This is a genomic window from Telluria sp. ZB4P36, assembly GCF_059685865.1.
Map to the genome: position 1 here is coordinate 553694 of NZ_JCASIE010000001.1, position 25142 is coordinate 578835.

Sequence of the window (25142 nt, forward strand, 5' to 3'; positions counted from 1 at the left end):
CTTGCCGCACATTGTCTATTCAGGAGTGACCATGGCCCGTATTACCATCGAAGATTGCCTCAAGAACATCCCGAACCGCTTCCAGCTGACCCTGGCCGCGACCTATCGCGCACGCCAGCTGCTGCAGGGCCACACCCCGAAGGTCGAAGCCAAGGACAAGCCGACCGTCGTCGCGCTGCGCGAAATCGCCGCCGGCAAGGTCGGCCTCGAGATGCTGAAAAAGGTGCCGATGTAAGAGCCCGTGGGGTGGGCGGATTTAGGTATATCGATATTCTGTTATTCTGTGCCTACACTGGCTGATCGATAGAACGCATGAAACTGTCTTCCCCGGATTCGACCCATCCAGACACGCCCCCCGCCCGCGGCAAGCGCCCGGGCAAACCGCAAGACGCCGAGGCACCGGCGCCCGCCCCGGGCGTTGCTTCGGTTACGCAGCTGATCAACAAGCTGTCCGACTACCTCACCCCCGCCGAGCTGAAAAAGGTCAAGGAAGCCTACCGCTTCTCCGACGAGATGCACCTCGGCCAGGTCCGCAAGTCGGGCGAGCCCTACATCTCCCATCCGATCGCCGTCGCCGAGATCTGCGCCGAGTGGAAGCTCGATGCCCAGGCCATCATGGCCGCGCTGCTGCACGACGTGATCGAAGACCAGGACGTCAAGAAGGACGAGCTGATCGAGCGCTTCGGCGCCCAGGTCGCCAACATGGTCGACGGCCTGTCCAAGCTCGAGAAGATCGAGTTCCAGAGCCAGATCGAAGCCCAGGCCGAGAACTTCCGCAAGATGCTGCTGGCCATGGCCTCGGACGTGCGCGTGATCCTGATCAAGCTCGCCGACCGCCTGCACAATATGCGGACCATGGGCGTGATGGTGCCGGCCAAGCGCCGCCGCATCTCGCGCGAGACCATGGAAGTCTACGTGCCGATCGCGCACCGCCTCGGCCTGAACGACATCTACCGCGAGCTGCAGGACCTGTCCTTTGCCCATCTCTACCCGCTTCGCTGGTCCACGCTGGCCAAGGCCATCAAGGCGGCGCGCGGCAACCGCCGCGAAGTGGTCAAGAAGATCCTCGAGTCAGTCAAGAACACACTCGCCGGCGCCGGCATCGAGGCCGAAGTCTACGGCCGCGAAAAGACCCTGTACGGCATCTACAAGAAGATGCGCAACAAGCACCTGTCGTTCTCGCAGGTGCTTGACGTGTACGGCTTCCGCGTGGTGGTCGACACGGTCCCGAACTGCTACGTGGCGCTCGGCACCCTGCACGCCCTGTACAAGCCGATGCCCGGCAAGTTCAAGGACTACATCGCGATCCGCAAGATCAACGGCTACCAGTCGCTGCACACGACCCTGATCGGCCCCTACGGCACCCCGGTCGAATTCCAGATCCGCACCCAGGACATGCACCGCACCGCCGAGAGCGGCGTGGCGGCGCACTGGCTGTACAAGACCGGCGATTCGAACATGTCGGACCTGCAGCAGCGCACCCACGCCTGGCTGCAGTCGCTGCTCGACATCCAGCAGCAGACCGGCGACTCGGCCGAATTCCTCGAGCACGTCAAGGTCGACCTGTTCCCGGATTCGGTCTACGTGTTCACGCCGAAGTCGAAGATCATCGCGCTGCCGCGCGGCGCCACGGCGCTCGACTTCGCCTACTCGATCCACACCGGCATCGGCGACCACACGGTCTCGGTCAAGATCAACAACGAGCCGGCGCAGCTGCGCAACGAACTGCACAACGGCGACATCGTCGAGATCGTCACCGACCCGGAATCGCGCCCGAGCCCGACCTGGCTGAGTTATGTCCGCACCGGCAAGGCGCGTTCGGCGATCCGCCACTACCTGCGCACGGTGAACGTCAACGAGTCGGTCGAGCTGGGCCAGGAACTGCTGGCCGGCGCCCTCGCCGCCCGCAACCTCAGCCCTGACCTGCCGCCGGCCACGATCGAAAAGCTGCTGGCCGAATCCTCGGCCAAGTCGATGGAAGAGCTGTATGCCGACATCGGCATCGGCAAGCGCATGCCGCAGCTGGTGGCGCGCCACATCTTCGGCCTGATGGACGCCGACCCCGAGCACAAGCCATCCAGCCTGCCGGTCCCGGCCAGCGACATCGATCCGGTCACGATCTACGGCAGCGAAGGCGTGTCGGTCCAGCTGGCGCCCTGCTGCCTGCCGATCCCGGGCGACCAGATCGTCGGCCAGCTGCGCCGCGACCAGGGCCTGGTGGTGCATACCAAGGACTGCCTGCCGGCGACGCGGATCCGCGCCAAGGAACCCGACCGCTGGATCGCCGTGCAATGGGGCGAGGAACTCAACCGCCGCTTCGATTGCCGCATCCGCCTGCTCATCAATAATGAAAAGGGCATCCTGGCGCGCGTCGCGGCCGAGATCGGCGAGTCCGACGCCAACATCACCTATGTCGGCATGGACGAGGACGACGAACACGTGATGACGCAGCTGCGCTTCACCATCCAGGTGAAGGACCGGGTGCACCTGGCGCAGCTGATCCGCAACCTGCGGCGGGTGGCGGGCGTCAACCGGGTCGAGCGCGAGCGCTCCTGACGCCAGCAGGCTCAGCCGAGAGCCAGGGCCACGTGGGGCGCGCTCCAGCCTGAAGGTCCCCACCACCTGCGACAGCCCGGCCGCCGCTCCTGCCCAGCAACTGAGGGATAATACGTATTCCACAGCCTCCGCGCAGGAACCACCGATGTCAGCGTCCAACGACGAAATCCAGAAGCTCGCCAATGCAGCGCTGCAGGCCGCGCTGCGCGAGACCGATGCCGGCCGGCACGACCAGGCTGGCGAACTGTATCGTGCGGTCCTGCAGCTCCAGCCCGACCGTGCCGAAGCCCATGTCGGGCTGGGCCTGCTCGAACGCGGGGCCGGCGATCCGGGCGCGGCAATCCCGCATTTCGCCAATGCCCTGCAGGCCGCGCCAGAAGAAGCGGCCTATTGGCTGGTTTACCTGGACGCGCTGATGGCGGCACGCCAGTTCGCCACCGCCCGCGAACTGATCGCGCTCGGCCGCAGCCAAGGGCTGCAGGGGCCGGAGCTCGACGCCTTCGAACAGCAGCTGAGCGCAAACGCCGCGCCGGAAGCGCAGGAGATCGACGCCGCCGCCGCCCTCTTCGCACAAGGAAACATGGAAGCGGCCGCTCAGGCGGCGCGTGGCTTGAGCGACCGCTTCCCCCAGCATGCGTTCGGCTGGAAGCTGCTGGGCGCCATCCTCCACAAGAACCGCAAGCCGATCCAGGCCATGGCGGCAATGGAAAAAGCGGTGGCGTTCGGCCCCGACGATGCGGAATCGCTCTGCAACCTGGGCGTAGTGCTGAAGGACACCGGCCGGCATGCCGAGGCCCTGCAGGTTCTCGAACAGTCGCTCGCCATGCAGCCGGACAACCCTCACGCGCTCAGCAACATGGCGTCGGCACTGATGGAAGTGGGGCGCCTGAGCGAGGCCCACGCGAGTGCAGCCGCTGCCGTGCGTCTCGATCCGGGCCATGCCGAAGCCCTGAATACGCTTGCGGTCATCCTGGAAAGCCTGGGCCGCCCTGACGAGGCGATCGATACCTATCGCCGCGCGCTGCAGGTGTGCCCCGACCACAGCGATGCGCGCAGCAACATGCTGTTCTGTATGAGTCACATGGATAGCATCGCGCCCGGCGCGCTGTTCGACGAACACCGCCAGTTCGGCCTGCGGCTGGAAGCATACCTGCCGCAGCCGCTTGCATGGGACAATACACCGGAGCCAGGACGCCCCTTGCGGATCGGCTTCGTTTCGGGGGATTTGCGTAACCACGCGGTCGCCAGCTTTGTCGAGCCGGTATTCGCGTGCCTTGCAAGGCGTCCCGGCCTGGTGCTGCATGCTTACTATAATTATCCGATCCACGACGAGGTCACGGCGCGCTTACGGGGCACGATGGCGCAATGGCGCGACGTCGCCGAGTTCGACGACACGGCGCTGGACGCGCTGATCCGTGCCGACGGCATCGACATCCTGATCGACCTGTCCGGCCATACCGCCCACAACCGCCTGCCCATGTTCGCGCGCAAGCCGGCGCCACTGCAGGCGACCTGGATCGGCTACCCCGGCACCACCGGCCTGGCGGCGATGGATTATTGCCTGAGCGACCCGCACATGCTCCCGCATGGTCAGTTCGACGACCAGTTCACCGAAAAGCTGGTGCGCCTGCCCACTTCCATCGCGTTCAAGCCGCCCGCGCACGCGCCCGGGCTCCTGCCCTTGCCCGCGCTGGCGAACGGCTACCTGACGTTCGCCAGCTTCAACCGGCTCAGCAAGATCAACCGCCGCGTCATCGCCCGCTGGGGCAGCCTCCTGCGTGCCCTGCCGGATGCACGCCTGCTCCTGGCCGCGATGCCTCCGGGAGGACGTGACCGCGAACAGTTACAGGCCTGGCTGCAGGAGGAAGGCATCGATCCCCAGCGCACGCGCTTCCACCCGCGCACCGGCCTGGACGATTACCTGGCCCTGCATCAGGAGGTCGACGTGTGCCTCGACACCTTCCCCTACACAGGCGGCACCACGACGCTGCACGCACTGCACATGGGTGTGCCGACGCTGACGCTGGCAGGCGCGACCATGGCCGGGCGACAGGGGGCCTGCATGCTTGGACACCATGGCCTGCAGCAATTTATCGCGACTGATACGGAGGATTTCGTCCGCAAAGGCATAGCGCTGAGCAAAGACTTGCCGGCACTGGCCCAGGTGCGCTCATCGCTACGCGGCAGTTCGCGGCTGTGGGGATCGGACGCCTTCGACCGGGTTGCCGACGGTCTCGAACAGGCGTTTCGCCTGATGTGGCAACGATGGTGCGCCGGCATGCCGGCGGCGGCTATCGACCTGCCGGGCAAGCAGTGGTAATGTTGCTATCCCTCATCAAGTGCAGATCGGACATGACATGAAACGGGTTACCGGCATCGGCGGCATCTTCTTCCACGCGCAAGACCCTGTCGCCCTGCGCGCCTGGTACGCGCGCCACCTCGGCGTCGACGTGCTGGACTGGGGCGGCGCGGCCTTCACCTGGAGCGACGAGGCGCGCAAGCCGGACGGGGGCGTGACCGTCTGGTCGATCGGCCAGGCCGGCAGCGAGCACTTCGCGCCCGGCAAGGCGAACTTCATGATCAACTACCGGGTCGCCGACCTGCACGCCCTGCTGCAGGCCCTGCGCGCCGAAGGCTGCCATGTGCTGGACCAGACCGACGATTCGGAGTACGGGAAGTTCGGCTGGGTCATCGACCCCGAGGGCAACAAGGTCGAGCTCTGGGAGCCACCCGCGGGGCAATAAGTTCGCGGGCGGGCTGACGATCCCCGCCGCTTACCGGTAAGCGCCGCTCAGCCGGCCAGTGCGGCGCGCTGGCGTTCTTCCTGCGCGCGCAGCTCGGGCGTCATGGCCTCGCCGAAGTCTTCCATGTCGAAGATCTGGCGAATCTCGATCTCGGCTTCGCCGCCGAGCATCGGCATCGGCACCCGCTTGACCCAGTCGATCGCTTCTTCCTTCGATTTCACCTGCCAGATCCAGAACCCGGCCAGCAATTCCTTGGTCTCGGCGAAGGGGCCGTCGACCACGCGCACTTTGCCGTCCTTGCCGAAGTGCACGCGCGCGCCACGCGAGGACGGATGCAGGCCTTCGCCCGACACCATCACGCCGGCCTTGATCAGTTCGTCGTTGAACTTGCCCATGTCCGTGAGCAGTTTCTCGTCCGGCATTTCGCCAGCTTCGCTGTGCTTGTCCGCCTTCAGCAAAATCATGAATCGCATCGTATCCTCCGTTTGGTGTGGTTGAAGATGGCGTTATTTGTCCACCATTTGACACTACGACGAGCGGCGCGGCGCGGAATCGACATCGCCGCCCGGCTTTTTTAATTTTTTTTCAGTGGCGCAAGGTCCAGGATGGCATCGAAGGCCGCGCAGGCGCCCGCGCAGGCTTCGGCGATCTCATGCGGGCTGGTGACGCGCGCGCGCAGCGCCTGCATGAAGGCGCGCCAGCGCGGGCCCGGGCCGCCCTCCTCGCCGCGCAGGTAGCGCAGCGGATGCGGCCCCAGCGGCCCGGCCAGCTTGCCGTACAGGACGGCGCCGCCGAGCTGCGAACCTTCGATCACATAGGCGACGCCCCAGCGCCAGGCGGCGCCGGCGCCGACCGGCCAGGCGGTGGCCGGCCGCAATGGGGGGACCTCCGGCATGCCGGGCTCGGCAAGGTCGGCCTGGATCGCGGTCAGGCGCGCAGTCGGGGGCAGCGTGGGCTCCGCCTGGGGCCCGTCGGCGAAGCCGCCCAGCCAGCGCTCGAGCGGCGCCAGCCAGTCGCGCACCATGCACAGGTGCACGGCGTAATCGTCGAGGTTGGAAAGGGGGGCGGACAGCGGCAAGCCGCTGTCGAGCCGCTCGTGGCGCGAGGCAGTCGCAGTCCGCAGCGCGGCCAGTACATCGGTATCGCGTGCGGCGTCGTTGGAACGGTTCATGGGGGCGGGGAAAGCGGCGAATCGCTCATCTTACCAGCGCCGGGAGCTCAGTCGGCGATGGGCTCGGGATAGTCCACCGACAGGATCTCGAGCTCGTCCGTACCAAGCGGGGTCTGCAGCGTGATGACATCCCCCTCGCGCCCCTTGGTCAGGGCGCGTGCCACCGGCGAGACCCAGCTGATCTTGCCGCGCAGCGGGTCGAGCTCGTCGATGCCGACGATGGTGACCGTATGCTCCTCGCCCGCCTTGTTGAGGTAGCTGACGGTGGCGCCGAAGAAGACCTGATCGTTGCCGTAATGCACGCTGGGGTCGACCACGAAGGCCGAATCCATGCGCTTGGTGAGGAAGCGGATACGGCGGTCGATCTCGCGCAGGCGGCGCTTGCCGTAGATATAGTCGCCATTCTCGGAGCGGTCGCCGTTCGAGGCGGCCCAGTGCACGATTTTCACCACCTCGGGACGGTCGACGTCGATCAGCTGCAGCAGCTCGTCCTTGATGGCCTTGTAGCCGGCCGGGGTGATGTAGTTCTTGGCCCCGGCGGGAATCGCCTGGGCCAGCGCCAACGCCTCCGCGTCGTCTTCGTCGTTGTCCGACTCTTTTACGAATGCCTTGTTCATGGCCTCATTGTAACGGCAGCGGCGCCCCGATTGCATTGCTTGCCGTATCATGCGCATCATGAGACGAGCAAACCCGCCGCCCCATCCGTCCGCCAGCACCCTCCTTGCCGCGCTGCGCGGGCTGCTGCGCCGCCTGCGGCAGCAACCCGGCCACCTGCTGCGTGTGCTGGGGCGACTCAGGACGCGCGCCAGGGCGCGCCGCCAGAACAAGACAGAGACCGAACTTCCATGAGTCCCATGCCCGCCCTGGCCGCCGAAATGCAGGCCTCCGCCTCGGAAATCTACCTGCTCGACGCCGCCACCCTGCAGGTGGTGGACGCCAATCAGGCCGCGCGCCTGAATCTCGGCATGGATGCCGCCGCCCTGGAGGCGCTCGACGTCCATGCGCTCGCGCCCACCCTCGACTGCGCCGCGCTCGGCGGACTGCTGGCAGGACTGGGCGAGGAAATCGGCGCCCAGGTCAGCCTGCGCACGCAGCTGCGGCGCCTTGATGGCAGCAGCTACCCGGTCCGGTTGTGCTTCCTGCGCATCGTGCGCGACGGCCATGCCTTCCTGCTGGCCATCGCCGACGACCTGAGCCTGGAACAGGCGGCCGCCCAGGCCCTGGCCCAGTCGCAGGCGCGCTTCGACGCCATCGTGCGCAATACGCCCGGCCTGGTGTTCCAGTTCGTGTCGTATCCCGACGGGCGCATCGACTTCCCCTGGCTGAGCGAGGGCTGTTCGGCCCTGCTCGGCTTGTCGGTGCTGGAACTGCAGCATGATGCCACCCTGTTCGAACGCCTGATCCTGGCGGAAGACCGCAAGGGCTACCTGGAATCGATGCAGGTTTCGCGCGCCGCCATGACGGGCTGGAACTGGGAAGGACGGATCTGGATCGATGCCTGGAAAGACGTCAAGTGGATCAACCTGCGCGCCACCCCGTACCTCGTCGAAGGCGGCGCGGTGCAGTGGGACGGCATCATGACCAACATCAGCGCCAGCAAGCAGGAGCAGCAGGAAGTGGTGCGCTCGCGCGCCCGCCTGGCCGAGCTGACCGACCACATCGAGCAGGTCAAGGAACAGGAAAGGACGCGCATCGCGCGCGAGATCCACGACGACCTGGGCGGCAACCTGACGGCCATCAAGATGGCGCTGGCCATGCTGAGCGCGCGCCTGCCCGACAACCAGCCTGCCCTGCTGGAAAAGGCGAACTACGTGGACGACCTGGTCGACCGCACCATCGAGGCGGTGCACCGGATCTCGCTCGACCTGCGCCCGACCATGCTCGACCTCGGCATCGTGGCCGCACTCGAATGGCAGGCCCGGGAATTCGAAAAGCAGATGGGCATCGCCTGCATCTTCCGCTGCCCCGAGAAGGAAATCCTGCTGGACGACGACCACGCCACCGCCCTGTTCCGTATCTTCCAGGAAGCGCTGACCAATATCGCCAAGCACGCCGGCGCTACCCGGGTGACGGTGACGCTGCGGCCCCAGCGTGCCCACCTGACCCTGAGCATCTGCGACAACGGGCGCGGCATCGCGGCGGCCGACCGCCTCAAGCCCCATTCCTTCGGCCTGCGCGGCATGAGCGAGCGGGCCAAGGCACTCGGCGGAACGCTGGCCTTGTCGACGGCGCCCGGAGGTGGCACGATGGTGACTATCAAGACCAGGCTGGCATCAACCGACACAGGCAAGAATGAGTGACAAGGCAACAATCCGGGTATTCATCGCCGACGACCATGCGATCGTCCGCGAGGGCCTGAAGCAAATCCTGGCCGAGCAGCGCGACCTCATCGTCGCCGGCGAAGCCGAAACCGGGCTCGACGCCATCAAGCTGGTCGGCAAGGCCAAGCCGCACGTGATGCTGCTCGACATTTCCCTGCCCGACCGCAACGGCATCGAGGTGCTCAAGCAGATCAAGAAGGACAAGCCGGAACTGGCGGTGCTGATGCTGTCGATGCACCGCGAAGACCAGTACGCGATCCGCTCGCTGAAGGCGGGCGCGGCCGGCTACATGACCAAGCAGAGCGCCCCGCGCGAGCTGGTGACGGCGATCCGCCAGGTCGCCGCCGGCCAGAAATACGTCAGCGCCGCGCTGGCCCAGACCCTGGCGGCCCAGGTCGGCGAAGACCACGAGGCGCCCCTGCACGACACGCTGTCCGACCGCGAGTACCAGACCCTGACCATGATCGCCTCCGGGATGACGGTCAGCGACATCGCGCGCGAACTGTCGCTGTCGGTGAAGACGGTGAGCGAATACCGCGCCCGGCTGCTGGCCAAGATGAAGCTGAAGAACAGTGCGGAACTGACGCACTACGCCATCCGCAACCAGCTGGTTGGGTGACATTGTTGTATGGCGCAGGACTAAAACACTTTGTTTCCGTTTTTTAATTGATGATTGGCAAAGAAGCTGCTTATCATTACGCCAAACAGCAATTCGCGTCTTTACACCATGTCCATTTCGTCCCCGCCCGCCGCCACCGGCCAGAACCCCGCCGATATTGCCCGCGAAGCTTTCCGGCGCCTCGCGACGCGCCGTATCGCGCCCACGCCTGATGCCTACCGGGCCATCTATGACGAGATCGCCGGCACGCCACCGCCGGCGCCCGCCGGCAACGCAGCCACCGAGTTGCTGGAGAACTTCGCGCGCCGCCTGGCCGACACGCCGGGCGAGGTGTCCGAGTACGGCCGCCGCCTGGTGCGCGCCGCCAAAACCGGCGACTGGACCGCCTATGCCCAGGCGCTGGGCCAGGTGGCCGACCGCCACCTGCGGCGCAACACGCCGGTGATGGCGCTCGGCGACGAGGATCCGGAGGCGCGCCAACTGCGCGAGATGCTGAACCGCGCACTGGCCTATGCGCTGGCCACCCTGCTGGCAGGCAGTCCGGACCTCGTCACCGAGGCCGAAACGCTGGGCGGCTCCGTGCGCCTGGCGCGCGGCGAGGAACTGGGCGAACTGTCCGGCCGCCTGAAGCAGCTATGCTACCAGATCGAACTGCGCAGCGGCGACAGCGCCGAGCAGCAGGAACTGCTGCTGCGCCTGTTCCGCCTGCTGCTCGACAACGTCAACGAGCTGCTCGACGACGACAGCTGGATGCGCGGCCAGATCGCCGCCGTGCAGGACCTGATCGCCGGCCCGCTCGACGTGCGCGCCCTGGAAGACGCGACGCGCAGCCTGAAGGACGTGATCCTCAAGCAGGGCCAGCTGCGCCACAGCCTCTCGGACGTGCGCGCCACCGTCAAGAACATGATGATGAGCTTCATCGACCGCCTTGGCTCGGTGGCGGCCTCGACCGGCGACCACCATGCGAAACTGGCCGGCTACTCTGAACGCATCGGCAGTGCCGCCAATATCGGCGAGCTGAACGAGGTAATGAACGAAGTACTGCGCGAGATGCGCGCCGCCCAGGACGAGGCGCTGGCCTCGCGCGACCGCATGGTGGCGGTGCACCGCGAGGTGCAGGAAGCCGAGGAACGCATCCGCACGCTGGAGGCGGAACTGCAGCACATGAGCGAGCTGGTGCGCGAAGACCAGCTGACGGGCAGCCTGAACCGCCGCGGCCTGGACGACGTCTTCGAGCGCGAAAGCGCGCGTGCCGACCGCCGCGACACGCCGCTGTGCGTGGCCATGCTCGACCTCGACAATTTCAAGAAGCTGAACGATACCTACGGCCACCTGGCCGGCGACGGCGCCCTCAAGCACCTGGTCAAGGTGGTGCGCGACACGCTGCGCTCGATGGACGTGATCGCCCGCTTCGGCGGCGAGGAATTCCTGATCCTGATGCCGGAAACCCCGGTCGAGGCGGCGGCGGCGGCGATGGTGCGCGTGCAGCGCGAGCTGACCCGCCACTTCTTCTTGCACGACAACGAGAAGATGCTGATCACCTTCTCCTGCGGCGTGGCCCTGCGCACCCCGAACGAGGACCAGGCCAGCCTGATGGCGCGGGCCGACCGGGCCATGTACCAGGCTAAGCAGAGCGGCAAGAACCGGGTCGTGGTCGCAGATTAAGCTGCGCTTATCTAAGCTGTAATAAGTTTAGCGAAACTAATTTGTTATAGCGCCGGGCCGGGGCGCATTGCGCATCTCGTCGCGCGCGCCCTGCGCGCCGACCGCCTTCAGCATGCGGTCGGTCGACGTCCGGTCCTTCAGGCGGCTGCCGGTCATCTGGTGGCCGTCCTGGCCGGCGGTGTTGCCGGCACTGGCGATCAGTTCGGCCTCGGTCGGGCCATCCGGGACATCCTGCGTGGCGCATCCTGCCAGTGCCAGTGCGGCCAAACCTGCTGCGATCCTCTTCATATTGTTCTCCATGCAAGAACTATCGGTGGCGGCGCCCGTCAATACGGCCGGGCTTGCCAAAATCCTAGCATTTTGTCGGCCCCGGCAGGCGGGATTGGCAAAATTATTCTCCATGGCTGCCGGTCCTGGTGCGGGTCGCGGGCGGCAAACCGGAAACAGGGACAGGAACCGGGCGGTAATCAGGTCATGGCGCGGGCCGCGACGCAGGTAGACTTGCGCCACGCAAGCTGCGGCCTCCGCTCCGGAGCGCCACGGCCCCGATGACATTCTTCGAACCCCGACCATGGCAACCCTGCACCTGACCCGTACCATCCAAGCCTTGATGCCCACCTATGTCAGCCGCTTCCGCTGCATCGGCGCCGAATGCGAAGACAACTGTTGCTCCGGATGGCTGGTCAGCCTGGACAAGAAAACCTTTGAAGCCTATCGCCAGAGCGGGCATCCGGAATTGAAGGCTGCTTTCGATCGCGGCCTGCGGCGCCAGGACAGCGATGGGAGCGATCGCTTCTATGGCCGGCTCGATATGAGCGAGTCGGATGGCAGCTGCCCGATGATGCAGGGCGGCCTGTGCGGCGTGCAAAAGCACATGGATGAAAGCCACCTGTCGAACACTTGCTTCAGCTATCCCCGCGTCTCCGCGGACTTTGGCGGACAGATGCAGCAAGCGCTGCAACTGTCCTGTCCCGAGGCGGCGCGCCAGGCCCTGCTGGCGCCGGACGCCTTCGAATTCATCGAAACGAACGTGGCCATCCGACCGGACGAGCTGCTCTTGGCGCGCCCCAGGGAGGGTTTTCCCGAGCAGCTCATGCATGACGTGCGGATCTTCTGCCTGCAGCTCATGCGAACGCAGGGCCTGGAACTGTGGCAGCGCCTGGCGCTGCTGGGCGTGTTCTGCGAACAGTTCACTGCAGTTGAAAGCGACAGCGCCGCAGCCGGCGCGCTCATCCACGGCTTCACCTCCCTGCTGGGAAGCGGTTCGGCACTCGACGCCTTGCACGAACTGCAACCGGACCACGAAGCGCAGGCGCTGGTATTCGCCACAATCTGGGGCGGAAAAGACGGGGGCGCGCGCACCGAGCGCGAGCGCGCCGTGCTGGCGACGGTCGCGACCAATCTCGGCGCCGACCCGGAAACGGGCGACGCGCGCGTCGAAGATCTGCTCGCGGCCTATACTACCGGCGTGAAGCGCCTGCCCCTGGCGCTGGAGGCAGCGCCGCACTTGCTGGAGCATTACATCCTGAATGAAATGTTCACACACCTGTTCCCATTCGACCGCAGCACGGCATACGACAGCTACCTGCAACTGATCTCGCGCTTCGGCCTGTTGCGCCTGATGCTGGCGGGACGGTGCGCGGGCGCTGCCCCCCTCCCCGACGCCGCCGCCCTGGTCGAGACGGTGCAGGTGTTCTACCGCCGCTTCCGCCACCACGCGGATTTCGCGCAGCGCGTCAACGATGCGCTCAAGAATAGTGGCCTGGACAGCCTGGACAAGCTGTATGGCTTCCTGCGCCATTGATCTTGTGGTCAAGATGGCATGGAAACACGGCCCGGGCCGTGTTTTTTTTTGCCCGGCGCGAGGACTTGAAGAGCAATTTTCAGAAAATTTAATTTTTTCGGCCCTAAAGTTTTGTGCTCCAGGGTCGTTTAGACGCGGCGCGACAGGGAACTTGAGGATTTTTTTCGCCAACTATTTTCATTGCCCACCATAAAGATTACCCGGGGTACTCCGTTACCAGCATCAACAGCGGTGTGATCGTCACGGAACAGGTGGCGCACCAAAGTGAACAGGGCAAGGTGGCCCACCCCGAAATACCAGTCTGGAGAAATACCATGGCATCCGTAATCAATACCAACGTTGCATCCCTGAACTCGCAGCGTAACCTGTCGACCTCGCAAGCTTCCCTGAACACCTCGATCCAGCGCCTGTCGTCGGGCCTGCGCATCAACAGCGCCAAGGACGACGCTGCCGGTCTCGCCATCTCGGACCGCATGAATTCGCAGATCAAGGGCATGACCCAGGCCACCCGCAACGCGAACGACGGCGTGTCGATGGCCCAGACCGCAGAAGGCGCCCTGTCGAGCTCGGGCGACATCCTGCAGCGTATCCGTGAACTGGCAGTGCAGTCGTCGAACTCGTCGAACTCGTCCAACGACCGCAAAGCCCTGCAGACCGAAGTCACCCAGCTGACCTCGGAACTGAACCGCATCGCCAACACCACCGAATTCAACGGCCAGAAGCTGCTGGACGGCTCGATGGGCACCGCCAACTTCCAGGTCGGCGCCAATGCAGGCCAGCTGATCTCGATGGGCGGTGCGAACTTCACCACCTCGACCTACGGCAACAACAGCACCGATATCGCTGCCAAGGTCGCCCAGGTCGGCTCGACCAACGGCGTGGTCGGCGCCACCGTGACGATCAACGGTTCGCAAGGCTCGAAGGGTGTCGTCCTCGCTAACGGTTCCACCGCCAAGACCACCGTCGCCGAGATCAACAAAGTCAGCGGCGACACCGGCGTGACCGCCACCGCCAAGACCGACGCCAACCTGACCCTGACAGCCGGCAAGTCGTTCACGATGGAGCTGACCTCGGACAACGCCAGCGCCGTGACGATCTCGTTCTCGGTCGGCACCAATGACGCCAACGGCCACGCCGGCGCCATCAGCGCCTTCAATGCCCAGTCGGCCAAGACCGGCGTCACCGCGTCGTACGACGCCACCAACGGCGGCATCAAGCTGAGCCACGCCAGCGGCAACGACATCAAGCTGGAGAACGTTGGCGGCACCGCGACCGAGGCCATGATGTCGACGTACACCACGGCCGGCGCGAAATCCGCCGCGGTCGAGACCAACGGCGCGAACGGCGCCACCGCGATGGGCAAGATCACCATGGACTCCGACAAGAGCTTCTCGGTGGTCGATGCAACCACCACCATGGGCCTGGGCGGCGCCTCGGTCCTGAAATCGGTGGCCAACCTCGACATCAGCACCTTCGACGGCGCCCAGGCTGCCATCAAGACCGCCGATGCGGCACTGTCGTCAGTCAACGGCCAGCGCGCTGAATACGGCGCACTGCAGTCGCGCTTCGAATCGGCGATCTCGAACCTGCAGTCGTCGACCGAGAACCTGTCGGCATCGCGCAGCCGCATCGTCGACACCGACTTCGCTGCTGAAACCGCGAAAATGACCCGCGGCCAGATCCTGCAGCAGGCCGGTACCTCGATGCTGGCCCAGGCGAACTCGCTGCCGAACGGCGTCCTGTCGCTCCTGCGTGGTTAATAACGCGAATGACGGGCTAGCCAGTCCGTCCATGTCGTAACAAGGCTCCTCGGCTGAAGAAATTCAGCCGAGGATTTTTTGCTAGGAAAGTCACATGAACATCCAATCTCTTGGTTCACCCGTGGCGCCGCGGCTGGAAGAGCGCACGCTTCCGGCGCTCGAGCAGCAAAATGTCCAGCCGGCGAAAACCAGGCCGGCAGACGCGCAGGAGGCTGCCCCGCCTTCGCGCGAACAGGTCGGCGATGCTGTCAAGAAGATCAACGAAGGCATGCGCGCCTCCTCGCAAAGCCTGGAATTCGCAATCGATGAAGACAGCAAGGAAATCGTCGTCAAGATCATCGACCAGGGCACCCGCGAAGTGGTGCGCCAGATCCCGTCGGTCGAAGCACTCGAGATCGCCAAGTCCATCGACAAGATGCGCGGCCTCCTCATCAGCCAGACAGCCTGAAGGCTCTCAAGCTTGCGGCCCGGTGCGCACCCTCAGGAGCGCGCCGGGCTTGCATGCCTGTCAACTTCCCCTCCCCCGTGTCCAACTAATTGAATTAGGACACATTTCCTACTCTTAAGTCCGGTTTGCTTCTGTCGATAATGACTTACATTATCGCTTTCACGGGAGAAACAAAGTGGGCATCAGTTCAACCGGTATCGGTTCCGGTCTCGACGTCGACGGCATCATCAGCAAGCTGATGCAGGCCGAAGCGGCACCGCTGGCCAACTTCGACAAGAAGTCTGCCGCGCTGCAGGCGCGCGTGACCGCGCTCGGCAAGGTCGGCGCGGCGGTGGGGGCCTTCCAGGGCGCCCTGACCTCGCTGAATTCTCCCGCGACTTTCAGGGCGCTCAACACCAGCAGTGGCAACAAGGACATCCTGAGCGGCACCGCCGGTGCCGGCGCGGTCGCCGGCAACTACAAGATCAGTGTCAGCCAGCTGGCTTCGGCCCAGAGCCTGAGCACGGCCGGCCGCGCCAGCATGAGCGCGACCATCGGGGCCGGCGCCAAGACCACCCTGACTTTCCAGTTCGGCAGCATCAGCGGCGGCAGCTTCGGCGTGGCCGGCAGCGCCCTGGCCAACTCGACCGCCACCGGCGGCATCAGCAACGGTTCGCTGACGCTCAACGGCACCGCCATCACCACCAGCGGCACGACCCGCAGCGCGGCCCAGCTGGCCGAAGCCATCAATGCCAAGAGCGACACCACCGGCGTAACGGCCAAGGCCGGCACGGCCACCAGCGCGGCCAACCTGTTCGCCGGGTTCGGCGCCGTCGTCACTGGCCCCACGGCCAGCTATGCCCTGACGGTCGGCGGCGTGCAGATCGTGTCGCAGGCCGGCGGCGCGCCGGCGCTGGGCAAGGCAGAGGTCGATGCCGCCCTGGCCAGCGGCACCGTCAGTGCGGCGCTCGCCGCCGCCAACATCAGCTTTACCGGAAGCGCCGACCTGGGCACCCTGCAGTTCACCGCTGCCGACGGCTCCAACCTGACCGTGGCCGAAGTCATCGGCGGCACCGGCACCGTCACCGGCGGCACCAAGGGCGCGGGCACGACCAACACCGGCACGAGCGCCACCACCACCGCCGGCGTGACCCTGAGCTCGAAGGACGGCGGCCAGATCCTGGTCGGCGGGACCAACCCGGCCGCCGCCGGCCTCAGCGCCGGCCCCGCCGGCAGCTACCTGGCCGGCGCCGCCTTCAGCCAGGATGGCGCGCAGGCCAGCGGCACCGTGACGCTCGATGCCGGCGACCAGTCGCTGCAGGGTATCCGCGACGCCATCAACAAGGCCAACATCGGGGTCACCGCCACCATCGTGTCCGACGGCGGCACCAATCCCTACCACCTGGTGCTGACCTCGAACGCCACCGGCGCCAAGTCCTCGATGAAAATCGGCGTCGACGGCGTCGACGGCCAGCCGGCCGATCCGGCCATCGCGGCCCTGCTCGGCCACGACCCGGGCGGCGTGCAGGGCCTGACCCAGACCAGCGCCGCGCAGGACACCCTGCTGAACATGAACGGGATCGACATCCGCAGCAGCAGCACCACCGTGACCGACGCGGTGCAGGGCGTGTCGCTCGACGTCACCGGTGTCGGCAACACCACCCTGAACGTGACCCGCGACACCGCTGCGGTCTCGACGGCCGTCAACAACTTCGTCAAGGCCTACAACGATCTCAACAAGACGATCTCGGGCCTGGCCGGCTATAACGCCGAAACCAAGACCGCCGGCGTGCTCCAGGGCGACGCCTCGGTGCGCTCGATCCAGAGCCAGCTGCGGCGCCAGCTCGGCACGGCGGTCGAGGGCCTGGGCGGCAAGCTGACCAACCTCAGCCAGGTCGGCATCACCTTCCAGAAGGACGGCAGCCTGGCCGTCGATTCCACCAAGCTGAACAAGGCGGTGAACGAGAACTTCGCCGAGATCGGCGGCCTGTTCGCGGCCATGGGCGCGGCTACCGACGGCCAGATCAAGTTCGAGAAGTCGGGCGCGGCCACCAAGCCAGGCACCTACGGCGTCAACATCACCAGCCTGGCGACCCAGGGCACGCTCAGCAGCGCCGCCCCGCTGTCGGGCTCGACGACGATCACCCCGAACACCACCTGGCGCGTCACCCTGAACCAGACCGATCCGGTCACCGAGACCAAGGTCCAGGAAATCAAGCTGGCCGCCGGCACCTATACCAACGCCCAGCTGGCCTCGATGCTGCGCGCGGCGATCAACGGCAACACCACTTATTCCGGCGCCGGCGACACGGTCGAGACCAAGGTCGAGGATGACGGCCGCCTGTCGATTTCCTCGAGCAAATACGGCGAAATGTCGAACATCGACATCGCCCTCGTCAGCGGCTATGACCCGGCCACCCTGTTCGGCGGCGTCACGCCGGTGAAGGGCAAGAACGTCGAAGGCACGATCGGCGGCGTCGCCGCCACCGGCAACGGCCAGCTCCTGACGGCTGCCGCCGGTTCGCCGGCCGAGGGCATCGAGCTCACGGTGTCGGGTGGCCTGGTGGGCGAACGCGGCACCGTCAGCTTCTCCAAGGGCTTCGCCTTCGAGCTGACCAACCTGGCCGCGAGCTTCACCGGCAAGGACAGCCTGCTGACCAGCAAGACCGACGGCCTGAACGTCACGCTCAAGTCCGTCACCAGCGCGCGCGAGCGTTTCGAGTCGCGCCTGGAAACCATGGAAAAACGCTACCGGGCCCAGTTCACGGCGCTCGACACTGCCCTGATGTCGATGCAGTCGACCTCGGCCTACCTGACCCAGCAGCTTGCGGCGCTCACCGCGAATGCAGGCTAAGCTTAAACACTGGAGAATACGATGTTTGGAACCATGCAACGCGGCGTCGGCGCCTATGCGAAAGTCGGTCTCGAGACCGGCGTCGCCGGCGCTTCCCCGCACAAACTGATCGTCATGCTGTACGACGGCGCGATGGTGTCGATCCTGAGCGGCATCACCAACATGAAGGCCGGGAACATCGCCGCCAAGGGCGCCGCCATCTCGAAGGCCATCAACATCATCGACAACGGCCTGCGCGCCGCCCTCGACAAGAAGGTCGGCGGCGAGATCGCCGAGAACCTCGACGCCCTGTACGAGTACATCAGCGCACGCCTGCTCAAGGCCAACCTGAGCAACGACCCGGCGATCCTGGAAGAAGCGCATACGCTGCTGTCCGAACTGCGCGACGCGTGGAACGCGATCGACCCGCAGGCCGCCGCCCCTGCCCCGGCCGCAGCCGCCCCGGCGCCGATGCGCGCCCCGACCCTGATGAGTGCCTGAAGACCATGCTACAGATGACCAGCGAAGATATCGTCGAGGTGTACGAGACCATGGCGGTGATCACCGACCAGATGCTGCGCGCCGCCAACGACAACGATTGGGACCGCCTGACCGAGCTCGAACAGCAGTGCGCCGCGCACGTCCGCCAGCTCAAGGACAGCGAGCCGCAGCCACTGGCCGGCGCGCAGCGCGTCAAGAAGGTCGACGCGATCCGCCGCATGCTCGCCGCCGACCGCCAGATCCGCGACCTGAGCACCCCGTGGATGGCGCGCCTGTCGGCCCTGATCAACAACACCTCGACCGAACGCCGCGTCGCGCGCGCCTACGGCGTCTGAAGGCCGCAAGGCCTTTCTAGGGAAGCATGCTGCCGCGCGCGCTCGTTGCCCCCGTCGCGCCCGCCGCGCCGGCCAGGCCGGCCGAGCAAGTCAATGACCCGCGCCAGCAAGCCTTCCAGCGCGCCCTTGCCCCCCAGCTGGGCAAGGCGCTGCACGGCGAAGTCCTGGCCAAGCTGAGCGACGGCAGTTTCGTCGTCAAGGTCGCCAACATCCCCGCCCGCATGCAGCTGCCGGCAGGCGCCCAGGTCGGCGCCGACGTGCCCCTGACCCTGGTGTCGGTGCAGCCGCGCCCCACCTTCCAGGTCGGGCTCGGGACCAATCCCGTCTTCAGCGAAGCCGGCCCGCCCCTGCCCCAGGGCGCCGATCCGGGCAAGGCGCCGCTCGCCATGCGCGAAGGAAGTGCCGTGGGCCGCGCTGCCGCGCTGCTGCAGGCGACCGCCGCCGGCAGTGCCGCCCAGACCCTCGGCGCGGAAGCCAACAACACGACCCTCAGCCAGGCCGGCAAGACCATCGGCGGCGTGCTCGCGGCCGCCCAGAAAGCGGAAGTACCGCTGACGGCGGCCCTCGGCCGTGCCCCCGTGGTCGCTGCGGCCGGGATGGACGCCCCCAGCATCGCGGCCGGCCTGCAGCAGGCCGTGGGCAAGAGCGGGCTGTTCTACGAATCGCATGTGGCCGAATGGGCGCAGGGTGCGCGGCCCCTGGCCGAGCTCAACGCGGAGCCGCAGCAGCAGCTGGCGAAGGAAGGCGTGCGCCAGCTCCCCACGGATCCCGCCACCGCCCAGTTCATCAACCTGCAGCTGGCCACGCAAGAGCAGGCCCAGCTCGCCTGGCAGGGCAATCTGTGGCCAGGCCAGCCGATGCAGCTGGAGGTGCAGCGTGACAGCCGCGAGGGTCACGACGGAGCCGGCGAGGAAGAGACGCCCTGGCACAGCCGCCTGCGCCTGCGCTTTCCCGAACTGGGTGAACTCGACGCCCGCCTGACGCTCACCGGCGGCCGCCTGCAGGTGCAGTTCGCGGCCGGCAGCGACAGCACCGCCGCGCTGCTGCGCCGCCACATGGGCAGCCTGTCGCTCGCGCTCGAGGCGGCCGGCACCCAGCTGGCCGGGTTCGAGGTGCGCGCGGTGCCGGGCGATGACTGAAGCCAAGAACGGACCGGGCCAGCGCCGTCAGAGCGCCGTCGCCCTTGCCTACGGCAGCGGCGACCCGGCGCCGAAGGTCGTGGCTAAGGGCCAGGGCCTGGTCGCCGAGCAAATCATGCGCCGGGCCAAGGAAGCCGGCGTCTTCGTCCACGAATCGAAAGAACTGGTTTCCCTGCTCATGCAGGTGGACCTCGACCGCGAGATTCCGCCGGCCCTGTATCGGGCAATTGCGGAACTGTTGGCGTGGCTATATCATATTGAGTCGGCTCAGAAACAAGGGATGCCGCTTGAACAAGCGTTGCCGCCCCCACCCGATCCGACGCCCCACCTCAACCTGGACGACGCGGCGAACGCTGGTACAAGCAATGAATAATCAGGAACTCGAGAATTGGCACGACTACGAGGTGGAGTCGCGCCGTGAAATCGTGGCGCTGCTGCGCCAGATCGGCGAAAAGCACCAGCTGGTGCGCATGCTGGTCAAGGGCGAGGCCGACGTCTGCGTCACCACCGTCCTCGACGTCGACCAGGACAGCAACACGGTCGTGCTGGACCGCTCGATCGAACGCATGCAGAACGAGCGCATCCTCGAAGCCGGCAAGGTGCGCTGCGAGACCACGCTCGACAAGATCCGCATCCTGTTCACCGCCGAGAACCTGCGCCCCACCATGTTCGAAGGCGAAGCCGCGCTGCGCGCCGACATCCCGCCGAGCCTGATCCGCCTGCAGCGCCGCGAGTACTACCGGATGGAAACCCCGGTATCGAATCCGGTACGCGCGATCATTCCCCTTCCGCTTGATGCGGGCGCCGGCACCGGCGTGTTCCCCCTGCACGACATCAGCTGCGGCGGCATCGCCATCCTCGACAACAAGCTCCAGCTCAGCACGACGATCGGCGAGATCCTCCCCAACTGCCGCATCGAACTGCCGGAGATCGGTCCGGTCACGGCGTCGCTCGAGATCCGCAACTCGCTCGACCTGACCCTGCTGAACAACAAGACCAGCCGCCGCATCGGCCTGCAGTTTGCCGACATCTCGCGCGGCGGCATGGCCGGGGTGCAGCGCTACATCACCAAGCTCGAACGCGAGCGCAACGCGCGCCTGGCCGGCCTGGCCTGAGCCGGCGGCGTCAGCTTTAGCATTCTTCAATAGCAGTGCCGTGCCTGCGCCGGGACGGTACTCTTGTCTCTTGAGTTCACCCAATTCATCGCTGCACGTTTCGCTCGACAATGGTCGTTTCCTGACCGCGGAGACGGCACATGGCAATCAACGTTTACCTGCAGATCGACGGCATCAAAGGCGAATCGCACGACGACAGGCACAAGGACTGGATCGAAATCACCTCGGCCCAGTGGGGTGTCATCCAACCAAAATCGGCCACCGCATCGACCGCCGGCGGCCACACCGCCGAACGCTGCGAACTACGCAGCGTCACGCTGACGAAGCTGGCTGACCTGTCCTCGCCCATCCGCATGCAGAGTTCTGCGGCAGGAAAAACCATTCCCAAGGCCAGGCTGGAAGTCTTCCGCGCGGACGGCAACGGCGACCGGATCAAATACTACGAAGTCGAGATGGACAATGTGCTCATTGCCAGCGTCAACCAGGCGATCCATGAGGGCGGCGGGCTCCAGGATTCGGTCGCACTGAGATTCTCCAGGATCAGGTGGAGGTACACCCAGCAGAGGATCGGCGGGGGCGCCGGCGGTAACACCTCTGGTGGCTGGGACCTGGCGACCAACAGAATCGCCTGACCGGAGGACCGGCCAGCAAGTTCGGTATCGGGAACATCAGCCTGGCCGAAGGTGGCGAATTCAAGCCACATGACTCACACACAAATGGGCTTCAGGTGGATCTGCGTCCATTGCGCAAGGACGGCGCTCAAGTCCGCGTCGATTATTTTCAGTCGGGCTATGACAGGGAAGCGACTACAAAGCTGATTGGCCTTTTCCTGATGCATCCTTCGATAAAGAAAGTCTTCTTTAACGACACGGCGATACCAGGTGTGCTGCCGCTGGCAGGCCATAACGACCATTTCCATGTTGAAGTCCGGGCAAGCAGAAGATGAAAAAAACCTTGATGTTCGTAAGTGCAAGCGCCCTGCTGTCACTCGCCTATGCTGGCAACCAAGCGACTTGGCCCGCCCCGTACCGCCCCTTCAAAGGCGAATACACCATCTACTCCGGTGGCCTTGGGGACCAGCAGGCGCCGACCCGCGACGACCGCAAGCTGTCCTTCATCATCAAGGGGGCGGCTGCAAAAGAAATCTTCGATTCCATGTCTCCGGACGACAAGTACACCTGCAGCAGCGAGAATAACGCGCGGAGCCGTACCAAGGGCGAAGTCTGGTGTGCCTATAAGCCCAAAGACGGATACACCTGCTACCTCGGGATTGACCTGAAAACCGGCAGAAGCATAGCTGGCGGAATTTGCTGAAGGCGCAAAGAGCGCCTTCCCCACTCTGCAATGAAAAAGCTGCCAGTTGTGATCCTCGGTACCTTCGCCCTGTTCTCCTTAGCCTATGCGGCAAAACCCTGGGATGGCACATACTCAGCGTTCGGCGGCAGCTACCTCATCTACTCCGGTAGCCTGGGCGAAACAGCGGCGCCTACGCCGAGTGACCGAAAAGCCGCATTTGCCCTCGAAGGGGAAGCCGCAAGGAGACTGTTCGAGTCCATCGGCCCTGACCTGAAGGACGCTTGCGGCACGGCTTCCGGGATGCGCGTGCGCCAAAAAGGCGATCTCGACTGTGTCTATGGCAAGGACGACCGGGCCTCGCCCTATCTCTGCCACTTCGGGATTGACCTACGAACTGGAAAGAGCATGCATGGCTCGATCTGCTAGCTAAAAAACGCGGCCGCATGTCACACCGCGCGCGGCTGGCTCGTCTTGCAGGCATGGAGGGCGCAAAGGGCGCCTTCCCCACCCCTGAAAGGACTTGTAACATGAGCCACACTGCCCGCATTCCCCTGTTCACCCTGGCCCCCGCCAACCTGAAGGCGATGATCGCCCTGTCCCAGTCCACCAAGAACAGCTCGCTTGGCGAGCGCCTGGTGGAACTGGTGCAGCTGCGCGTGTCGCAGGTCAACGGCTGCGGGGTCTGCGTCGACATGCACTGGCGCGACCTGATCAAACAGGGCGCCGAGCCGCGCCACCTGAACGCCCTCGCCGCCTGGCGCGAAGCGCCCTTCTTCAGCGCGCGCGAACGCGCCGCCCTGGCCTGGGCCGACGCCGTCAACGCCCTGCCCGGACGCGACGATACCGACGCCGCCTGGCCGGCGCTGCGCGAGCATTTCAGTGACGTGGAGATTGCCGAACTGGCTTATACGATTGCCGCCATCCGCGGCTGGAATGCGATCAACCTGAGCCTGCGCAACCCGGTGCCGGAGCATCCGGCCCCAGGCATGTAATCAGGCGGAGGCCGCGGCCCCGCCGCCCGGCCGGATCAGGCCGCGCTGGGTCGCGACCACCACGGCGTGGGTGCGCGCGGTGGCGTCGAGCTTGCTCATGACGCCCTTCACGTGGGTCTTCACGGTGCCGACGCCGATGCCGAGCTTGCGGGCGATCGACTTGTTGCAGCAGCCTTGCGCCAGCAGCTGCAGCACGTCGGTCTCGCGCCCGGTCAGCGATTCGCGGGTGAGGCTGTCGGCGACGCTGCGCGTCATCGATTCGCTCAGGTAGCGCTGGCCGCGCGCCAGCTGCTCGACGGCGTGCGCCAGTTCGTCGGTGCCGCAGGACTGCAGCAGGTAGCCGGCCACGCCGGCATCCATCGCCAGGCGCACTTCCCATTCCTTGTCGAACTGGGTCACCACCAGCACGCCGGGCGGCTGGGCACCTGAGGCCGGCTGGCGTGCCAGCGCGACGCCGGTGTCGTAGTCGGTGACCAGCACGCGCGCGACGCGCTGTGCCTCCGGCTGGCGCAGGTGGGTCGTGACGCGCAGGCCGGGCTGGTCGGCCAGGATGGCATGCAGCCCGACGGTCATGATCGGGTCGGTGTGCATGATATGGACGGCGGAAGAGATCGGTAGCATGTGCTTACTCCGGCATACGGCGGCGGGCGGTGAGGGCCTGGTCTTGCATGGCCCGGACTTCCGACATATTGAAACGACAAGAACAGTAAGGCAAGTAATGCTTTGTAATAACTGGTCGATATGCATGCCATCTGCATGTCGGCCCGATGCCCACGCACAAGAGGACTGCGCTATACTTCCTGATCATGCGCTTGACTTCCTTCACCGATTACACCTTGCGGACCCTGCTCCACCTCGGCAGCAATCCGGGCCGGCTGGTGACGATCCAGGAAATCGCGAACCTGCACAACATCTCGAAGAACCACCTGATGAAGGTCGTGCACGAGCTGGGCCGCAACGGCGTCATCGAGACCATCCGCGGCCGCAACGGCGGTTTCCGCCTGGCGCACAAGCCGGAAGACATCAACGTCGGCGCAGTGGTACGCCAGAGCGAGAGCGATTTCTACATGGCCGAGTGTTTCGACCCGGGCGGCAACCCCTGCGGGCTGGTCAAGAACTGTTCGCTGAAAGGCGTGCTCAGCAATGCCACCGCGGCCTACCTCGCCGAGCTGGACCGGCATACCCTGGCCTCGCTGCTACCAGAGCCGGCGCCGCGCGACGGCGCGATTCCGGTAACCTTCCATCGCAAGGAAGCGGCCTGAACATACCCGGCGCGGATGACGAAAAAAAAACGGCCTCGCGGCCGTTTCGTTTTTGACACTGCTTGCCAGGCTTACACCTGCATGTTCATGATGTCGTGATAGGCTGACACCAGTTTGTTGCGTACTTGCACCGTGCCCTGGAAGGCGATGCTGGATTTCTGCATCGCGATCATCGTGTCGGACAGACTCACGGTATCATCCCCCATCGCGAAACGCTTGCCCAGTTCTTCCGCCTGCTTCTGGGTATTGCTGACCCCCTGCAGCGAGGTCTTCAGCGCATCGGCGAAGTCGAGCTTGGCGACACCGCCCTGAGGGGCCATCCCGCCCAGGCCCGCGGGCGCAACGGGGCCCGCCGCCGGCTTGGTCGCCGCGGATTTCAATTGTTCCATCATCGCCTGGATGCGGCTGCTGTCGATGCCGCCGATTCCGCCAATACTCATCGTTCTCTCCTGCTCGTGAGGCAATGCACTTTGTTCAGGCTGTCAGATTACCAGTGTCCCGGCAAATTCCTCCTTCGAAGAAGCAGGGATTTCCACCCCTGTTTCAGGGTTTGAATGTTGCCCTGTGGCTTCATAATGCTGCTTAGCTCGACATCCCCTCCT

29 protein-coding genes are annotated in these 25142 nt (G+C 65.5%); 23 read left to right on the plus strand and 6 right to left on the minus strand.

Annotation, left to right across the window (positions count from 1 at the left end):
• The first annotated feature begins 31 nt into the window (after positions 1 to 31).
• The 4 genes from rpoZ (at position 32) to AC56LK_RS02555 (ending at position 5300) form a co-directional block, all read left to right on the plus strand.
• On the plus strand, positions 32 to 235 hold the full coding sequence (rpoZ, locus tag AC56LK_RS02540; protein ID WP_056443456.1) for a DNA-directed RNA polymerase subunit omega: 204 nt from the start codon (positions 32 to 34) through the stop codon (positions 233 to 235).
• 77 nt (positions 236 to 312) lie between these two features.
• Positions 313 to 2556, plus strand: coding sequence for a RelA/SpoT family protein (locus AC56LK_RS02545; RefSeq protein WP_497182985.1), 2244 nt, complete (start codon positions 313 to 315; stop codon positions 2554 to 2556).
• Between the two features lie 145 nt (positions 2557 to 2701).
• On the plus strand, positions 2702 to 4876 hold the full coding sequence (locus tag AC56LK_RS02550; RefSeq protein WP_497182986.1) for a tetratricopeptide repeat protein: 2175 nt from the start codon (positions 2702 to 2704) through the stop codon (positions 4874 to 4876).
• A 37-nt stretch (positions 4877 to 4913) separates the two neighbouring features.
• A complete protein-coding gene (locus tag AC56LK_RS02555) occupies positions 4914 to 5300 on the plus strand; it encodes a VOC family protein (RefSeq protein ID WP_497182987.1) in 387 nt (128 codons plus the stop codon).
• Between the two features lie 47 nt (positions 5301 to 5347).
• On the opposite strand, the gene AC56LK_RS02560 is transcribed toward AC56LK_RS02555, so the two are convergent.
• The 3 genes from AC56LK_RS02560 to greB all read right to left on the minus strand — a co-directional run bounded on the left by AC56LK_RS02560 (position 5348) and on the right by greB (position 7088).
• A complete protein-coding gene (locus AC56LK_RS02560; RefSeq protein WP_497182988.1) occupies positions 5348 to 5773 on the minus strand; it encodes a YciI family protein in 426 nt (141 codons plus the stop codon).
• Between the two features lie 101 nt (positions 5774 to 5874).
• A complete protein-coding gene (locus tag AC56LK_RS02565) occupies positions 5875 to 6471 on the minus strand; it encodes a biliverdin-producing heme oxygenase (RefSeq protein ID WP_497182989.1) in 597 nt (198 codons plus the stop codon).
• A gap of 47 nt (positions 6472 to 6518) precedes the next feature.
• Positions 6519 to 7088 (minus strand): transcription elongation factor GreB, encoded by a 570-nt coding sequence (gene greB / locus AC56LK_RS02570; RefSeq protein WP_497182990.1) that lies wholly within the window; start codon positions 7086 to 7088, stop codon positions 6519 to 6521.
• Between the two features lie 58 nt (positions 7089 to 7146).
• Between greB and AC56LK_RS02575 the strand changes: the two genes are divergently transcribed.
• The 4 genes from AC56LK_RS02575 to AC56LK_RS02590 all read left to right on the plus strand — a co-directional run bounded on the left by AC56LK_RS02575 (position 7147) and on the right by AC56LK_RS02590 (position 11076).
• Complete coding sequence (locus AC56LK_RS02575; RefSeq protein WP_497182991.1) at positions 7147 to 7320, plus strand: hypothetical protein; 174 nt, start codon at positions 7147 to 7149, stop codon at positions 7318 to 7320.
• Positions 7317 to 8771: a sensor histidine kinase gene (locus AC56LK_RS02580; RefSeq protein ID WP_497182992.1), complete on the plus strand. Its 1455-nt coding sequence runs from the start codon at positions 7317 to 7319 to the stop codon at positions 8769 to 8771. Before AC56LK_RS02575 ends, AC56LK_RS02580 begins: the two co-directional genes overlap by 4 nt.
• Entirely contained in the window at positions 8764 to 9411 is a 648-nt protein-coding gene (locus AC56LK_RS02585) for a response regulator (RefSeq protein WP_497182993.1), read from the plus strand. Before AC56LK_RS02580 ends, AC56LK_RS02585 begins: the two co-directional genes overlap by 8 nt.
• 108 nt (positions 9412 to 9519) lie before the next feature.
• Positions 9520 to 11076 (plus strand): GGDEF domain-containing protein, encoded by a 1557-nt coding sequence (locus AC56LK_RS02590; protein ID WP_497182994.1) that lies wholly within the window; start codon positions 9520 to 9522, stop codon positions 11074 to 11076.
• A 36-nt stretch (positions 11077 to 11112) separates the two neighbouring features.
• Here the strand turns inward: AC56LK_RS02590 and AC56LK_RS02595 are convergent, their stop codons facing one another.
• A complete protein-coding gene (locus tag AC56LK_RS02595; protein WP_497182995.1) occupies positions 11113 to 11364 on the minus strand; it encodes a hypothetical protein in 252 nt (83 codons plus the stop codon).
• Between the two features lie 283 nt (positions 11365 to 11647).
• On the opposite strand from AC56LK_RS02595, the gene fliB reads away from it, so the two are divergent.
• The 14 genes from fliB (at position 11648) to AC56LK_RS02665 (ending at position 23278) form a co-directional block, all read left to right on the plus strand.
• A complete protein-coding gene (gene fliB / locus AC56LK_RS02600; protein WP_497182996.1) occupies positions 11648 to 12880 on the plus strand; it encodes a flagellin lysine-N-methylase in 1233 nt (410 codons plus the stop codon).
• Between the two features lie 314 nt (positions 12881 to 13194).
• The gene (locus tag AC56LK_RS02605; RefSeq protein ID WP_497182997.1) at positions 13195 to 14640 is read left to right on the plus strand and encodes a flagellin N-terminal helical domain-containing protein; all 1446 of its coding nucleotides are present in this window, start codon (positions 13195 to 13197) and stop codon (positions 14638 to 14640) included.
• 94 nt (positions 14641 to 14734) lie between these two features.
• The gene (locus AC56LK_RS02610) at positions 14735 to 15088 is read left to right on the plus strand and encodes a flagellar protein FlaG (protein ID WP_497182998.1); all 354 of its coding nucleotides are present in this window, start codon (positions 14735 to 14737) and stop codon (positions 15086 to 15088) included.
• Positions 15089 to 15263: 175 nt separating this feature from the next.
• Positions 15264 to 17921 (plus strand): flagellar filament capping protein FliD, encoded by a 2658-nt coding sequence (gene fliD, locus AC56LK_RS02615; protein WP_497182999.1) that lies wholly within the window; start codon positions 15264 to 15266, stop codon positions 17919 to 17921.
• A 21-nt stretch (positions 17922 to 17942) separates the two neighbouring features.
• The gene (gene fliS / locus AC56LK_RS02620) at positions 17943 to 18401 is read left to right on the plus strand and encodes a flagellar export chaperone FliS (RefSeq protein ID WP_497183000.1); all 459 of its coding nucleotides are present in this window, start codon (positions 17943 to 17945) and stop codon (positions 18399 to 18401) included.
• A gap of 14 nt (positions 18402 to 18415) precedes the next feature.
• Positions 18416 to 18736: a flagellar protein FliT gene (locus tag AC56LK_RS02625; protein ID WP_497183001.1), complete on the plus strand. Its 321-nt coding sequence runs from the start codon at positions 18416 to 18418 to the stop codon at positions 18734 to 18736.
• Positions 18737 to 18762: 26 nt separating this feature from the next.
• On the plus strand, positions 18763 to 19875 hold the full coding sequence (gene fliK / locus AC56LK_RS02630) for a flagellar hook-length control protein FliK (protein WP_497183002.1): 1113 nt from the start codon (positions 18763 to 18765) through the stop codon (positions 19873 to 19875).
• Positions 19868 to 20248 (plus strand): EscU/YscU/HrcU family type III secretion system export apparatus switch protein, encoded by a 381-nt coding sequence (locus tag AC56LK_RS02635; RefSeq protein WP_497183003.1) that lies wholly within the window; start codon positions 19868 to 19870, stop codon positions 20246 to 20248. The genes fliK and AC56LK_RS02635 overlap by 8 nt, the downstream gene beginning before the upstream one ends.
• Positions 20241 to 20990, plus strand: coding sequence for a flagellar brake protein (locus AC56LK_RS02640; protein ID WP_497183004.1), 750 nt, complete (start codon positions 20241 to 20243; stop codon positions 20988 to 20990). The genes AC56LK_RS02635 and AC56LK_RS02640 overlap by 8 nt, the downstream gene beginning before the upstream one ends.
• Positions 20991 to 21130: 140 nt before the next feature.
• Positions 21131 to 21622: an Hcp family type VI secretion system effector gene (locus AC56LK_RS02645; protein ID WP_497183005.1), complete on the plus strand. Its 492-nt coding sequence runs from the start codon at positions 21131 to 21133 to the stop codon at positions 21620 to 21622.
• A 95-nt stretch (positions 21623 to 21717) separates the two neighbouring features.
• The gene (locus AC56LK_RS02650) at positions 21718 to 21936 is read left to right on the plus strand and encodes a hypothetical protein (protein ID WP_497183006.1); all 219 of its coding nucleotides are present in this window, start codon (positions 21718 to 21720) and stop codon (positions 21934 to 21936) included.
• Complete coding sequence (locus AC56LK_RS02655) at positions 21933 to 22304, plus strand: hypothetical protein (RefSeq protein WP_497183007.1); 372 nt, start codon at positions 21933 to 21935, stop codon at positions 22302 to 22304. The genes AC56LK_RS02650 and AC56LK_RS02655 overlap by 4 nt, the downstream gene beginning before the upstream one ends.
• 30 nt (positions 22305 to 22334) lie before the next feature.
• Positions 22335 to 22712 carry a hypothetical protein gene (locus AC56LK_RS02660; protein ID WP_497183008.1) on the plus strand — a complete coding sequence of 126 codons (378 nt, stop codon included), beginning with the start codon at positions 22335 to 22337 and terminating at the stop codon, positions 22710 to 22712.
• Positions 22713 to 22813: 101 nt separating this feature from the next.
• Positions 22814 to 23278: a carboxymuconolactone decarboxylase family protein gene (locus AC56LK_RS02665; protein ID WP_497183009.1), complete on the plus strand. Its 465-nt coding sequence runs from the start codon at positions 22814 to 22816 to the stop codon at positions 23276 to 23278.
• Here the strand turns inward: AC56LK_RS02665 and AC56LK_RS02670 are convergent, their stop codons facing one another.
• On the minus strand, positions 23279 to 23899 hold the full coding sequence (locus AC56LK_RS02670; RefSeq protein WP_497183010.1) for a LuxR C-terminal-related transcriptional regulator: 621 nt from the start codon (positions 23897 to 23899) through the stop codon (positions 23279 to 23281).
• A 185-nt stretch (positions 23900 to 24084) separates the two neighbouring features.
• Here AC56LK_RS02670 and AC56LK_RS02675 point away from each other — a divergent pair, with 185 nt between their 5' ends.
• A complete protein-coding gene (locus AC56LK_RS02675) occupies positions 24085 to 24540 on the plus strand; it encodes an RrF2 family transcriptional regulator (RefSeq protein WP_497183011.1) in 456 nt (151 codons plus the stop codon).
• 71 nt (positions 24541 to 24611) lie between these two features.
• Here the strand turns inward: AC56LK_RS02675 and fliE are convergent, their stop codons facing one another.
• Positions 24612 to 24980, minus strand: a complete 369-nt coding sequence (gene fliE / locus AC56LK_RS02680; RefSeq protein ID WP_497183012.1) for a flagellar hook-basal body complex protein FliE — start codon at positions 24978 to 24980, stop codon at positions 24612 to 24614.
• Positions 24981 to 25142: the final 162 nt, after the last annotated feature.

Excerpts from the sequence above, each read along its gene's own strand:
- rpoZ (WP_056443456.1), top strand. The coding sequence starts at position 32 with ATGGCCCGTATTACCATCGAAGATTGCCTCAAGAACATCCCGAACCGC.
- AC56LK_RS02545 (WP_497182985.1), top strand. The coding sequence starts at position 313 with ATGAAACTGTCTTCCCCGGATTCGACCCATCCAGACACGCCCCCCGCC.
- AC56LK_RS02550 (WP_497182986.1), top strand. The coding sequence starts at position 2,702 with ATGTCAGCGTCCAACGACGAAATCCAGAAGCTCGCCAATGCAGCGCTG.
- AC56LK_RS02555 (WP_497182987.1), top strand. The coding sequence starts at position 4,914 with ATGAAACGGGTTACCGGCATCGGCGGCATCTTCTTCCACGCGCAAGAC.
- AC56LK_RS02560 (WP_497182988.1), bottom strand. The coding sequence starts at position 5,773 with ATGCGATTCATGATTTTGCTGAAGGCGGACAAGCACAGCGAAGCTGGC.
- AC56LK_RS02565 (WP_497182989.1), bottom strand. The coding sequence starts at position 6,471 with ATGAACCGTTCCAACGACGCCGCACGCGATACCGATGTACTGGCCGCG.
- greB (WP_497182990.1), bottom strand. The coding sequence starts at position 7,088 with ATGAACAAGGCATTCGTAAAAGAGTCGGACAACGACGAAGACGACGCG.
- AC56LK_RS02575 (WP_497182991.1), top strand. The coding sequence starts at position 7,147 with ATGAGACGAGCAAACCCGCCGCCCCATCCGTCCGCCAGCACCCTCCTT.
- AC56LK_RS02580 (WP_497182992.1), top strand. The coding sequence starts at position 7,317 with ATGAGTCCCATGCCCGCCCTGGCCGCCGAAATGCAGGCCTCCGCCTCG.
- AC56LK_RS02585 (WP_497182993.1), top strand. The coding sequence starts at position 8,764 with ATGAGTGACAAGGCAACAATCCGGGTATTCATCGCCGACGACCATGCG.
- AC56LK_RS02590 (WP_497182994.1), top strand. The coding sequence starts at position 9,520 with ATGTCCATTTCGTCCCCGCCCGCCGCCACCGGCCAGAACCCCGCCGAT.
- AC56LK_RS02595 (WP_497182995.1), bottom strand. The coding sequence starts at position 11,364 with ATGAAGAGGATCGCAGCAGGTTTGGCCGCACTGGCACTGGCAGGATGC.
- fliB (WP_497182996.1), top strand. The coding sequence starts at position 11,648 with ATGGCAACCCTGCACCTGACCCGTACCATCCAAGCCTTGATGCCCACC.
- AC56LK_RS02605 (WP_497182997.1), top strand. The coding sequence starts at position 13,195 with ATGGCATCCGTAATCAATACCAACGTTGCATCCCTGAACTCGCAGCGT.
- AC56LK_RS02610 (WP_497182998.1), top strand. The coding sequence starts at position 14,735 with ATGAACATCCAATCTCTTGGTTCACCCGTGGCGCCGCGGCTGGAAGAG.
- fliS (WP_497183000.1), top strand. The coding sequence starts at position 17,943 with ATGTTTGGAACCATGCAACGCGGCGTCGGCGCCTATGCGAAAGTCGGT.
- AC56LK_RS02625 (WP_497183001.1), top strand. The coding sequence starts at position 18,416 with ATGACCAGCGAAGATATCGTCGAGGTGTACGAGACCATGGCGGTGATC.
- fliK (WP_497183002.1), top strand. The coding sequence starts at position 18,763 with ATGCTGCCGCGCGCGCTCGTTGCCCCCGTCGCGCCCGCCGCGCCGGCC.
- AC56LK_RS02635 (WP_497183003.1), top strand. The coding sequence starts at position 19,868 with ATGACTGAAGCCAAGAACGGACCGGGCCAGCGCCGTCAGAGCGCCGTC.
- AC56LK_RS02640 (WP_497183004.1), top strand. The coding sequence starts at position 20,241 with ATGAATAATCAGGAACTCGAGAATTGGCACGACTACGAGGTGGAGTCG.
- AC56LK_RS02645 (WP_497183005.1), top strand. The coding sequence starts at position 21,131 with ATGGCAATCAACGTTTACCTGCAGATCGACGGCATCAAAGGCGAATCG.
- AC56LK_RS02655 (WP_497183007.1), top strand. The coding sequence starts at position 21,933 with ATGAAAAAAACCTTGATGTTCGTAAGTGCAAGCGCCCTGCTGTCACTC.
- AC56LK_RS02660 (WP_497183008.1), top strand. The coding sequence starts at position 22,335 with ATGAAAAAGCTGCCAGTTGTGATCCTCGGTACCTTCGCCCTGTTCTCC.
- AC56LK_RS02665 (WP_497183009.1), top strand. The coding sequence starts at position 22,814 with ATGAGCCACACTGCCCGCATTCCCCTGTTCACCCTGGCCCCCGCCAAC.
- AC56LK_RS02670 (WP_497183010.1), bottom strand. The coding sequence starts at position 23,899 with ATGCTACCGATCTCTTCCGCCGTCCATATCATGCACACCGACCCGATC.
- AC56LK_RS02675 (WP_497183011.1), top strand. The coding sequence starts at position 24,085 with ATGCGCTTGACTTCCTTCACCGATTACACCTTGCGGACCCTGCTCCAC.
- fliE (WP_497183012.1), bottom strand. The coding sequence starts at position 24,980 with ATGAGTATTGGCGGAATCGGCGGCATCGACAGCAGCCGCATCCAGGCG.